The organism is Psychrobacter sp. H7-1 (genome assembly GCF_904846585.1).
GTDB classification, from domain to species: Bacteria; Pseudomonadota; Gammaproteobacteria; order Pseudomonadales; family Moraxellaceae; genus Psychrobacter; species Psychrobacter raelei.
Window position 1 is genome coordinate 1 of record NZ_CAJHBH010000060.1, and the last position, 12,416, is coordinate 12,416.

A 12,416-nucleotide genomic window follows, 5' to 3' on the forward strand; every position below is an offset into this window, starting at 1 on the left:
TACTCATGCCTTGTTGTTCGACACTTTTAATCACTTGAGCTCGAAAGTCTGCTGAATAAGTCATAATCTTTTTACTTTTCATTTATTTTAAAACTACTGTACCACTTTTATAAAGGCTCTACTATATGAATGGCCCATATAACGATCTTCTGAAGGAATAAAAATTATGATGAGAAAAACGTTACTGCCAAGCATGCTGTTATTAAGTCTGACTGCGTGCCAGAACACTAATACACAGGGCCTTGAGACAACAACGGTTTTACATAACGACCTACCGACGACAACCTCAACCGATAAACATACTAACAATATAACGGGCGATTACGTCACAGATGGCTATACAAAGCGTAACGAGGGTTACGACTGGTTTGCGATCAGCGTACGTGATGCTGGTCAAGATGCTATTAGTGTGTCTATTCGTTCTCGCATAGACAAAAAGAAACCTACTTGTACATTAGACACCGTACTTCATAAGGCTCATGATGGACGGTATCAGTTTTGGGTAGATAATAATCCCGTTTATTTTCGCTTTAACGACAATAGCTTATCCATTGAAGGTGAAACATCCCGTCTACAAAAAACAGCTTTTTATTGTAGCGGCGGTGCAACGCTTGGTGGCGTATATCAAAAATTAAGCGATACGCTGGATACTCGACAATTGGACAACTCGCAATACGCTACCTCACTCAACTATGGTGATTTTTCTACTCAAGTGACCAGCACCTCTGACGGTAATGGTGGCTATATCTTGCAGATTCAGTCAATGGGCGAAGACATTATCGAGCGACCAATTAGCGATCCTGTTGTTAGTGCTGATGTGGGTGATATGAATGGCGATGGATATCCTGAAATTCTGGTGTTCACCCAAAGCGTGGGTAGTGGCTCATATGGTGACGTGGTTGCTTATTCGAGTAATAAAGGGCTGTCATGGAGTGAAGTCTCTTATCCAGAGCTGACTGATACACTCAAACAAGGTTATATGGGGCACGATGCGTTTGCATTGGTTGAGAATGTATTGGTTAGACGTTTCCCACTCTATTTAGAAGACGATAGCAATGCCAATCCACAAGGTAAAACACGCCAAATTCAGTATGATATGAAGGATGGGGAAGCTTCTCGTCAGTTTGTAGTTGACACGGTTAATGAGTTTTAAACTCCTCTTAAAAGTTTACTGGATAATAGGATAAAGCAAGTGCTATATAAAAACTTTGAAATACAGTTAATTTTAGCATTAACTGTATTCATAACTGCTTGTACAAATACGGATCTTATGCATACTACCGCTATTGATACTGTACTTGAAGAGACGGCGCTGGTAAAAGCTAAACCAATAGCTATCGAAAAATCGAATATAAATTTCGACAGTCATCCAATTGCAAAACGTTATAGAACTGTAATTAGTGAGGAGTATGCGAAACAGGACGTAAATTTTGCAAGCCATTACGTAGTAATAACATGGGGTTGTGTCAGTGGTGCGATGGTGGATAGCCGAAATGGTATGGTCTACCCTTTACCAGAAGATAAAGAATGGGGTGGTAATGGCACATATGTTACATTTGAACAGGAAAGCAATATTCTAACGTCAGTATGGGTAATTCCGACCCCAACAGGCGATACTGAAGAAACGCAAAAATACTGGAGATGGGATGAGCAATCTAAAATATTTGTACATGCTTCTGCATTTCCAACCTATCTTCAGAATAAATAAGAGAGAAAACCTGTGAAAAAAATTACCAAAGTGCAAATGGCAACGATAATCGCCATACTACTTTATATTGTATGGGAAATTTATATAGGCATATGGTCTAGAACACAAGTTGGAGCGATAATAAGAGTAGATATATTCATTATTTATCCAATTTTGATCGCTCTAATTATTATTTCAGTCAAACAATATATAAAGAATAAGCGAAGCAATCATAGATAAAGAAGCTTAAGAACAGTGCTCGATGAAAAATTAAGCTTTTCTTTTCGACACTTATTTTTGCAAACAGGACATACGTCATGCTTACCCTTCATATTGCTAACGGCGCATCAGCTTCTGGCACTTTAAAACATTATTTCGAACAAAATAAGCTTGATGGTACAAACCAAGTGTTGTGCTTTGATGACTATTTGGCCATTGGCCCTTTATATGATGGTAATAAAGTCAATGATCATCAACTGTTAAACCAACGAGCCAACTATCTATTTGATATGTTACAAATAGCGCATCTCGAAGAATTCGCTGACGCAACTATTGAAGATCAATGGTTAATAGATATTACTAAAGACATCAGTAAATTATGTCACTTTAACTTTACTCATTACCACAAAGTGGTTATATGGCATGGAGATAATGCGCCTGAACGGTCGTTACTCTATTTGTGTTGCCATATAATTGATGAGCATAAACTCTACCATATCAGTATTAACGACTATAACCTCTCTACTCTTATGCTACGTGGAGTGGGTGCCTGTTCTCTTGAAATGTTAGACTTCCTGCATAATCAAGAAAAAAAGATCAATCCCGTAGATTGCGTGCAATATGCACAACTATGGCAAACGCTCGTTAAGTCCTCGAAGCGACCTGACAGCTTATTGCGAATTTTTGAGAGCAACGAAGTCAAATCTGTTGGTGAAGATTATTTTGATAAACAAATACTGACGCAATGCCAAGAACAAGGTCAAGGAAATTTTGTATTAATGATGGCATTGGTTGGCCGTGTTCTGGGGTTAAGTGAGCAGCTTATTACAGACACTTTCATTATCGCTCGAGTCTACTATTTAATCCAAAATACCAGTCTTGAGTATCAAGGAGATTTGGATCAGCCGCGTCAGTTACAAGTTAGAGTCAGAGGTTAATCATAATCACCAGCCCTAAATTCTAGGAAAATATCATGAATGTTTTGAAATCTAGCTCAATCATCGCGTTAGTCACATTAATCACGCTAAGTGGCTGCCAGTATGCTGACACAAGACTAGAGAATCCATTAAAGAAAGAGCAATCTAAAGTCATGCAAAAACTGTTTAATATCGAAACTGATAGACAGTTTTATATCACTTTTCCTGACCACAAGAATCAAGTGGCGTTAACTGAGTTTGTCGGTACCAATGACAGTCAAGATAGCAAACCGTATGTGAGAGGTGTATTAGCAGATAATAAAAATTATTCAGCGTCGCTGGACTATAGCAATATCACCGCACTAAATAGCTCAAAGGATAAAAACATTGTTAAATTTATCGCTCCTTATACACTAACCAATAGTAACGCTGTGTCAGATGAAACACTGTCTACTCTAGACAATCCAAATCTACCCAGCAACTCACTGTATTTAGGATTTTTTGAGCTAGACTCTAATACCAATAACATCACTCAATATGATCAACAGCTCCTAGGCAAGTACAGCACTCTGACTGCGATAAGCTATGATGGACAAGATACTGTTACTGTCACTATAAGTCAGTACCCAACAGAGACTGACCAAAATAAAAATATCAGATCCAGTTTTCATGACTTGACGTTTAAAGTGGGCGATGAGATGACCCTGATTGAGAACGTGATTGTAGAATAAGCATTTATTGGCTTTGGGTATACCTGCGGTGAACCAATCAGGTACTTTCACTGTTTCGGTACCCTAGTGAGGACTTGAACCTTTGGTTGTAGGCTAATGATATCGGTATGTTGAGTTATTTAGGTAGTCGCGGTGTACTTCGTTGTGTACATGCAGTGAGCTTTTGGATCATTATTTTTATTTACCATAAGCGCTGTTATGGGAATATGCTTAATGCTCTATACAAGCTTTGAAATATCGACTGATTGTCTTGCTTACTAGGACTTATAAATAGGCGCTGCTTCCTATTCAATCCTTATGCCACTTTTCCATATAATTAATAGCCATTGTATTAATTGATTGCCAATCAGCTAGGTTTTTTCCTGAGAATTCAAGCAAGATGTTGTTATTATAAATAGGATGTAAATATTCCATTTGGCAAACGCTGTTTTGCTCATCGTTGGTTGCCATCAAACAGCGAATAGTAGTTGGCGAATTTGGATAGATATTACCTGTATAAGATATTATTGAGTCATCATTGTTGTCAATGTAAGCCTTTAATCTAAATTTATCTTGTTCCATATTTTTACGATTCGTTTTTTTTACGATATCTACTCTTGTAGACATATCATTGCCTACAATCCCTGAATTTTTCGCTGTCCAATAGAACTTGATAATATTATCATCATATTCTAAAACGCTCGGATTTTTATCTTCTTTAGTAAGTCCTCGTCCACTAGGCCAAAAGAAGTAAGCTCCTCCCATATCCGTCTCGAAACTTGCATAACTGCCAGTATCTGGTCTAGTGATATGATTTAGAGGAATAATATACTTGTCGTCATCTATACTGACTTTAATTCGAGCATTAGGGTCATATATATTTGGCTTAGCACAACTAACTAATATCAATAAAATTCCCGATAATAAAAACAGCCTCTTCATTATTTTGTCCTTAAAGGAAGTAGAAATTTCATCCGTTGATATTATGGTTTTTTCAAATAAGGTTCGGTGCGCTATACAGGCATCGAACTATATGATGAAAATTTTCCAAGTTACTTCCTACGAGATTAACGGTAGGGTCAGATGTAAGGATAGTTATAATGAAATACATCAAACACTTTGTAAATTCTTATGGAGAGCATACTTGGGATTTTACGTACTACTATCATGAAGTAGTTCCTAAGATACTTAAATATAGGGATGAGTTAAGCCCGATTTTATCAAGTGATTTAAACGGAATAGATAATAGAGAGAAGACGCTTAATAAAGGCATAATCCAGACGATTTACTATGATTTAGAAAATGATAGGATTTCGTTGAAGATCGAGCAAAGACAAGGAAAAGATTTAATAGAAATCATCTATTCCGGTATTGTGAATGTTAATATCAATTGTTGTATATTACCAATCACCATAATGGTACATGAAGTAGACGTAACGCCTGATAGTAATATCATACATTCACTATTTTTATTAGGTGATACAGAAATAGTTTTTGAATGCAAAAAAATAGAATTAAAGACTATACCTCTTGAAAAAGTCACAAGTTAAGCTCAAAATTAACCGCACTGTCTAATTGATTATGTCAATATCAAAGCATATATTTTAGGTTCAACTCATCAAAATATATAGCAAGAAACTTTGACTATACCCCAAGGTAACCAGTTATTTTGCCCTTCAAACCTATTAACAGACCACTTAAAACAGACTGGTATAATGGAACCACTTATAACAGACTGCTGAACTAGCTTATCTATTGCGCTACGCATCATAGAACTATGTGATATTTATTACAAAGCTAACTAATAGCTTGTACTAAAAACCCTAAAATAATTACGGGCTACTCTCTAAGTATTTGAATTTATTTAAATTAATATATGCAACATGTAAGGATGGCGGACTCATTCGATTTAATATGTAATGTATATGGATGCTTTACATATTGTAGAATTTAAGACTTGAAAGTATAGGAGCCCTACGATCAATCATGTATAAAGTCTAAACCTTCTCATTAGTGGTTCAGTTCGTCATATATTTGGCTTAATATAGCTTGAATACAAGAAAACTGAATGAAGTCCCTATGAATAGTAAGGTAAAAAAGTTTTAGTCCAGACCCTATTTACAGAATATCGAAGGTGCTGACTATCGTTAATATCTCTAATATGTAAAAATATCGGACTAATTATGAATATGCACCATAGCACTGACTCGTCTCATCATGAGCTACTCTAATAATTAATTCAACCTAATTGCGATGGAACTACTGCTCACTAATGTGACGATTTGTCCAGTCGTAGTAACTTGATGACTTGACTTTTAATGCTAAAGCTTATAGGTGTCTCAGTTAAGAATCCCAACAGTTTAAATAAGGGTTGTTGTACTCAGAATATGTTACACATTAAGGTTCATGAACCATTTAATTTTCTCTGCATTATAGAGTATTGTTTTTACTACGAAATTACCTCTTTTAACTCGTGAACCTAACTTTAGGTACGCATAAGTTAAATAAGCAATCTCGAGTAATTTATTTATGGAACCCACGATGTAACTATCACAGCATAAATAAACTCTTATTTGATTAAGTTGTTAGCTATTAGAATTTAAAGATATTCTATCTAGCACTGCTCAATAGAATACTGTCTTGCTCCACATAAACAATCACCGTATAGAAAGACAGATATTGAGGATAGTGTCTGTGTTTCTATACGGTGATACGAATCATAAAAGAAAGCCGATACAATCGTGCTAAGCCGCGGTTAACCCATCGTTGCCATGCCTTTATGACTGGTGGCCACATCCATCAAGGTCGGCTCACCTATGAGTACCATAAAAACGAATCTTACGGCGTACTTGGCGCGACCCTTCTTGGCGAACTACCGAGGATTCCTGGGTAGTTGCTGTTTGATCTAATTCGCCTTCTTTGTAAATGTTTTTTAGATGTAGTCCTATGGCATCTAAAAAACATTTACAAAGAAGGTTGCCATTTGCGCTTGCGACAGCCACAGCATCTATTGCTCTAGGTGAATCTCAATCTGCGTTTGCCCATCATCGGTGGTGTATATTTCAAACTGATTGTCAGTGTTGGTGATGTCCAATTATGCCTCCTTTACCATGGCGACAGCATCTGTTCTAGTACCGATACTACTAGCCAATACCTATGACAAGCTATTTTATTAATTCTATAAAAAGCTCATTATTCAGTGCCAGTGGTTTTTGATCGGTTTGCGCTGTCACAATAAGGCCTTCACCCCATACAAATAAAGTATCGGCTTTCTGCTGGGGGTGATGAGCCCCTACTCGCTCAAACTGAGCAAATAACCATTGTCTAACCTCCCTTTCGTGTTGATTGGCGATTTGATGCGGCATAGACTCAGCAGCTGAATATTCGGCGCACGCATTGATAAACATGCATCCGTGAAAACCCTCTGATGAGCTCCAGTCGGTCAAAAATTCCAAATAGCTTCTAGCAACGTCTTCTGTTGATTTGACATCCCATTTCTCACAATAACCTTTTAATTGCATCATAAACATCTGGTGACGATAGTTGAGCACCGCCTCAATCAAGCCCTCTTTTAAGATAAAGAGTCAAGCCAGTCAGTGTCCAAAAAGATTGCCGTTGTCCATGATTGCCATAGCGTGGCTTGGTGGCACACTTGCTACTGCAACCCTTGCAATGGTAGGCAATAGTTTAGCACTGATGATGATTTTGGGATCATTCGGTGCCAGCTGTTTACTTATCTTTGCTTATCCTGCCAGCCCCTTTGCACAGCCAAGAAATGTCATCGGTGGACATGTTATCGCAACCTTTACAGGAATTTTATTTATGACACTATTTGGTATTCACTGGTGGAGCATGGCAATGGCGGTCGGTACGGAGCCACTGCACTCATGCTGTTGTGTAGAATGTCGCATCCACCCGCTGGCTCCAACCCTTTAATTGTCATGTTAGGCGATGTAAAGTGGAGTTTTTTGATCACACCTACGCTACTGGGTGTCATTGTTCTGGTGATGGTAGCGCTAATTTATAACAACCTAGGTAAGAATAGCCAGTATCTAATCTATTGGCGGTAAATATTCACTGTAAGTAAAGACATTGCAGGCTGAACAGACATAGCAGGCAAACATTGTCAATGATTCAAATAATCACCCAGCCAAGCCAAAAATGCATTACTGCTCGTCGATACGTTCAGGCGCATATAGGTTGAGGCACTGGCATCTGGATGAAATAAATGCCCCGGTGCCACTAGCCAGCCATCGCTATAGGCATCTAGTGCCAGCTGGATGGTGTCTTGATGCGTATCCACCCACACAAAGAGGCCTGCCTGCGTATGTTCAGGATAGACAAGTCCGATCTTAGGCAATGCTATGCGCATCCGCTCATGCGCACGATATAACTGCTGCTGGACTTTTTTGATTTGCCTACGGTATTCGCCATGCGTCCATAAGTGGTGAATCACGCGCTCACCAAACTCTGGCGTACTCATATTACTCAAGGTTTTGATACGCAGCACATCATCAATGAAATGATCGGGACAGACCAGTAAGCCAACGCGCCAGCCTGATGACATCGACTTTGAAAACCCTGTCGCATAAAACACGCGCTCGAACTGGTCAAGACTGGCATAACGCAGGACTTGGCCACTCGGCAAAAACGCGGCGTATAAATCATCCTCAAAAATATACGCGTCGTATTGATGAATAAGATTAAGCACTTGATGCGCCCGCGCAGGATGCAGATTATAAGAGGTGGGATTGTGTAGCACGCTGTTGGTCAAATACAGCTTTGGATGATACGTTTCAAACAGCTGTTGCATCTGCTCAATATCGGGGCCTTGGTGATCGCGCTCGACCGCGACGACATTGAGTCCCTGCTGTTGTAGACAGCTCGATAACCAAAACCAGCCCGGCCCATCGACCATCACAGTATCACCGACCTCAGTCAATAGCTGGGCAATCATAGTAATGGCGTGTGATATGCCTGCGGTGGTAATGACATTGTCTGTATAGGTCTGCATACCTAGCACATTCAGCTGCTGCACCAGTTGCTGACGCAGCGGCAAATAGCCTTGCACCGCGCTATAGTCATAGATGAAGCCGTCTGCTTGCTGGGTGACCTGCCGTATCGCCCACTCCATCTTGTCATTACGTATCCAGTCTCTAGGTAGCGTGCCCACGCCTGGGGATCGGTGATGCGGAATATCGCTCGACACTTGCTGTACCAGCCAGCGAGTATCTATGACTGGCTGCTTGGGGGCAACTTTTTTGTCACGGTTAGGCGGTACTAGCCTTGTCTGTTCACTTACATAATAGCCTGAGCTTGGCTTGGCGACCAACACATTGGTTGCCACCAGCTGCTCATAAGCTTGCACAACGGTGAAGCTCGATATACCCATGAGTTTGGCTAGTTTTCGCACCGATGGCACACGCTGGTTGGGCAAGTAAATTTGCCAATCAATGCGCTGCTTTAGCCATTCAGCGACGGCAGCAGTTTTTGTTAAGTTAGGATTGAGCTTGTAGTTTTCGACCATGATAAAAGTACTTATCGTTGATAATAAAAATCTAAAAAATTGTCACGCTAAGAGCGACTATACACTTTGTTCATCATAAGTGAAACTGTATCGGTTTTGTTGTGGTCATCTAGACTATAGTTGAGATATTCAATATGGATCGTCATTATTTAGGCTGACACTATGAACCCGATATACACTGCACTGGCTATACTGGTTACCTTTATTTGGGGCGTGAATTTCACTTTTATTGCGTGGGGACTTGAGAGCTTCCCGCCTCTGATGCTCACTGCCCTGCGTTTTTTCTTTACCGCAGTGCCGTTGGTGTTTTTTCTTAAACCGCCTACCTTTAACCGTACCTTATTCATCTATTCTATCGGTACCTTTGTCATGCAATATGCCTTTGTATTTACGGCCATGCATCTAGGTGCATCACCAGGATTGACGGCGCTGTTGCTACAAATGCAAATTTTTATCACGGTGTTGTTGGCGTACGTAATTTTGGGCGAAGCGGTCAGCCGTATACAAATTATCGGCATGATGGTTGGGGTATTGGGCCTTGGTGTGATTGCGCTCAATCTCGGCGGAGATATGCCTGTGGCTGGATTTGTCTGCATTTTGATTGCCGCAGTGGGCTGGAGCTTTGGCAACATTGCCTCCAAGCAAGCCTCAGCACAAGCGACCTTAAAAGCGGCACAACAAAAAACAGCACCTACCACCGGTAAAAACAAAACCTCTGCTTTGTCTGCTCTTGCACTGGTCGCATGGGGCGGTCTGATCGCTTGCGTGTTTTTGACGTTATCTTCGCTTATATTTGAGAGCGATGCATGGCAGCTGGCAACCTTTACCGAAGCGTCGATGAAGTCGTGGCTGTCGCTTGGGTTTATCGTGTATATCTCAACCCTAGTCGGCTTCGGACTCTGGGCACATCTACTCAGTCAAAATACTGCCTCCAAGGTTATGCCATTTGCTCTATTAGTGCCGGTATTCGGTATGACAACGTCCGTAGTGCTTACAGGCGAAGTTGTAACGTGGTGGAAAATGCTGGCAATGATATTGATATTGTCGGGGTTATTACTAGCAAATGTGAAATTTGGGATAAGGAAAGAACCTGCTCATAAGTACAGAGTCTAATAGTTCACTCTTAGATAATTAGCGTAAATTCTTGATAATTGAGTTTACATTTGGGCGTTCTTTGTTATCTACAACCACTCTAATAATGTTATTCTTCAATTTAAAGATAAACTTAAAAAAATCCTATTTGTATTTAGAATATTAAGGTTCATGAACCACGTATATCATATTTAAATATAAAACATTGTTTTTATTGATTAATACATTTATATAATTGCGAATATGATTTCAGGTAGCCATAAGTTAAATAAGGTCTATTATGCTAATACCTATCGAATGTTGACTGACTTCCAAGTATGGATACTTGCTACTGATAACTATTGAGTTGTTAAATAATTTATATACTCACAATGTTCTGTTACCTAGGTTTGGAAATGAATGATAAATCAGATGTGTCAATCGTCTTTGTATAAATATTCGCCTAATATCCTTATTTCATGTTTGCATAGAATAGGACTATCACCCTATTATAATTATTCTGTGCAAATCTGAGAGTATACAAATTTTAAACTTAAGAGGAGGTAATTTGTTTCTAAATTTTCTTCTAGTGACGATATATTAGAGTTGTTATAAGATATTTGTTAATCTAAATTTTTGTATTGATCATAGTTTGCAGCCCTTTTAATTTCCCAATCAGATTGGATCTCCCTTACTCTAGGAGTTTAGTAACCTCTCTACCCTACCACCATCGCCTACATCGAAGTAATGGCATGATAAATAAATTATATACTTAATATTTTTAAATAACATAAGCTTAGATTTAGATATGGGAAAATTAGTTTATATCAATAAAGATATTTTAAGTATGATAATAAACCCTAGATTATTATGCATAAAACACCCCCTAAATTTTATGAAATTTAGGGGGTGAGTTCAAAGTTAACTAGATTTACTATACTTTACAACAAGTAATATAGAACTTTAAATAAGTTGAAATATTTTATATGCCTAAATTATATTAAAATCAGAGCTTGTTAATAGCATATCTCCTAACTTACTTTCAATATGGTAAATATCAAAAGTCTTAGTATTATTAGAATCAATCAATGGGTTTTCAACTTGTAAACCACTATTATCAAATATCTTGCCAACAACCAATTCTTGTTGGGAATCTAACACATCAGCAATTTCAATAGGATTAACATCTTCGATATCGTGCTTAGTCTCTTTTAGTAAATTATAATTATCTCCAATTTCAATATTGATGTTTTCAGGAATGTAAATAGAGTCATAGCTGTCGATTTGTACAGTATCAGAATAACTTGCGGTCTGTAAATTAACGGAATGCCCATTATCTGGTGTAATTTCAATAATCAACGAACCTTGACTACTAGTATCTACTCCTCCATTCTCTGTTCCGCCATTGTCTTGTACGCGATATATAATATTAACTCTATGATTTTCAAATATATTTAATTCAGATTGATATGTTAGCTTTCCTGTTTCAATTAAAGAAACATCAATAATTTGACCAGCCTTAACTAAATCACCGTCTAATAATAAATGGCCCGATTCTGGTAAACTATCTATGATGACTGCTTTGAATTGGTTGCCATCAAAGTCATTAAAGTTAAAATTATCAACTTGCAGAGTTATATCATTCATATCATCTATGATGATATTAGGAAGAGTACCAAAATCATCTATTGTGTTACCATCCTCATCGAATTTGAAAACTCTTTTTTCAAGTTTTTTCTCATCAACATTATCATAGTTAGCGTATAAAAGAATATTTCCATCCAATGTAAAGTCTATATCGCAATGCAATACTCTATTAGGGAATGTATAGTCAGTCACTACGATACCGGAATAGTTTCCATCAGCTCCAAAACTATCATCCAACTTCCCATTTTCATCAAATCTTATTAAAGCGATTTTAAATGCAGAGGGTGAAACTGAGTTATCTTCAACAAATCCAGCTACCAGTAGCTTCCCATTTGAGAGATATTTAGTATTGATAGATAAGAGACCAGAGAGAGGGTACGGGGCTCGGAAGTGAACAACACCCCCATAATCATATTCATTATTGAATGTTTTATCTAATGATAAATCTGAGTTTAAACGTACTATACTAATTCGTTCAAATGTAGTATTGCCACTTAAAATTATTCTTCCTTGGAAATACCCCCATATTTAAAACACTAAATAAGTAGAACTAAGCTGCCATATTAAATTTCTGAATCGGCGTAAAGCCACCATTAGCCATATTGGGTCTTTCGTTATTATAGTGATTGATCCAAGCT

12 protein-coding genes are annotated in these 12,416 nt (G+C 38.3%); 8 read left to right on the plus strand and 4 right to left on the minus strand.

The window, feature by feature from the left end; genetic code table 11:
• The first annotated feature begins 166 nt into the window (after positions 1-166).
• The 4 genes from JMX92_RS12520 to JMX92_RS12535 all read left to right on the plus strand — a co-directional run bounded on the left by JMX92_RS12520 (position 167) and on the right by JMX92_RS12535 (position 3,554).
• A complete protein-coding gene (locus JMX92_RS12520) occupies positions 167-1,153 on the plus strand; it encodes a hypothetical protein (protein ID WP_201545982.1) in 987 nt (328 codons plus the stop codon).
• Positions 1,154-1,192: 39 nt separating this feature from the next.
• On the plus strand, positions 1,193-1,708 hold the full coding sequence (locus JMX92_RS12525) for a hypothetical protein (RefSeq protein WP_227675374.1): 516 nt from the start codon (positions 1,193-1,195) through the stop codon (positions 1,706-1,708).
• Between the two features lie 296 nt (positions 1,709-2,004).
• Positions 2,005-2,844: a DUF3658 domain-containing protein gene (locus JMX92_RS12530; protein WP_201545984.1), complete on the plus strand. Its 840-nt coding sequence runs from the start codon at positions 2,005-2,007 to the stop codon at positions 2,842-2,844.
• Positions 2,845-2,879: 35 nt separating this feature from the next.
• Positions 2,880-3,554 carry a hypothetical protein gene (locus tag JMX92_RS12535; RefSeq protein WP_201545985.1) on the plus strand — a complete coding sequence of 225 codons (675 nt, stop codon included), beginning with the start codon at positions 2,880-2,882 and terminating at the stop codon, positions 3,552-3,554.
• A 288-nt stretch (positions 3,555-3,842) separates the two neighbouring features.
• Here JMX92_RS12535 and JMX92_RS12540 read toward each other — a convergent pair whose 3' ends face one another.
• Positions 3,843-4,475, minus strand: coding sequence for a hypothetical protein (locus tag JMX92_RS12540; RefSeq protein ID WP_201545986.1), 633 nt, complete (start codon positions 4,473-4,475; stop codon positions 3,843-3,845).
• Positions 4,476-4,633: 158 nt separating this feature from the next.
• Between JMX92_RS12540 and JMX92_RS12545 the strand changes: the two genes are divergently transcribed.
• A complete protein-coding gene (locus tag JMX92_RS12545) occupies positions 4,634-5,083 on the plus strand; it encodes a hypothetical protein (RefSeq protein ID WP_201545987.1) in 450 nt (149 codons plus the stop codon).
• A gap of 1,614 nt (positions 5,084-6,697) precedes the next feature.
• Here the strand turns inward: JMX92_RS12545 and JMX92_RS12550 are convergent.
• The gene (locus tag JMX92_RS12550) at positions 6,698-7,057 is read right to left on the minus strand and encodes a hypothetical protein (RefSeq protein ID WP_201545988.1); all 360 of its coding nucleotides are present in this window, start codon (positions 7,055-7,057) and stop codon (positions 6,698-6,700) included.
• Positions 7,058-7,076: 19 nt separating this feature from the next.
• On the opposite strand from JMX92_RS12550, the gene JMX92_RS13690 reads away from it, so the two are divergent.
• Both JMX92_RS13690 and JMX92_RS13695 read left to right on the plus strand, forming a co-directional pair.
• Positions 7,077-7,469 (plus strand): HPP family protein, encoded by a 393-nt coding sequence (locus tag JMX92_RS13690; protein WP_265089792.1) that lies wholly within the window; start codon positions 7,077-7,079, stop codon positions 7,467-7,469.
• Positions 7,436-7,603 (plus strand): HPP family protein, encoded by a 168-nt coding sequence (locus JMX92_RS13695; RefSeq protein WP_265089793.1) that lies wholly within the window; start codon positions 7,436-7,438, stop codon positions 7,601-7,603. The genes JMX92_RS13690 and JMX92_RS13695 overlap by 34 nt, the downstream gene beginning before the upstream one ends.
• Positions 7,604-7,659: 56 nt before the next feature.
• On the opposite strand, the gene JMX92_RS12560 is transcribed toward JMX92_RS13695, so the two are convergent.
• On the minus strand, positions 7,660-9,060 hold the full coding sequence (locus tag JMX92_RS12560) for a PLP-dependent aminotransferase family protein (protein WP_201545989.1): 1,401 nt from the start codon (positions 9,058-9,060) through the stop codon (positions 7,660-7,662).
• A gap of 162 nt (positions 9,061-9,222) precedes the next feature.
• On the opposite strand from JMX92_RS12560, the gene JMX92_RS12565 reads away from it, so the two are divergent.
• Positions 9,223-10,173, plus strand: coding sequence for an EamA family transporter (locus JMX92_RS12565; RefSeq protein WP_201545990.1), 951 nt, complete (start codon positions 9,223-9,225; stop codon positions 10,171-10,173).
• 948 nt (positions 10,174-11,121) lie between these two features.
• Here the strand turns inward: JMX92_RS12565 and JMX92_RS12570 are convergent.
• Entirely contained in the window at positions 11,122-12,306 is a 1,185-nt protein-coding gene (locus JMX92_RS12570; RefSeq protein WP_227675375.1) for a hypothetical protein, read from the minus strand.
• Between the last annotated feature and the right edge of the window lie 110 nt (positions 12,307-12,416).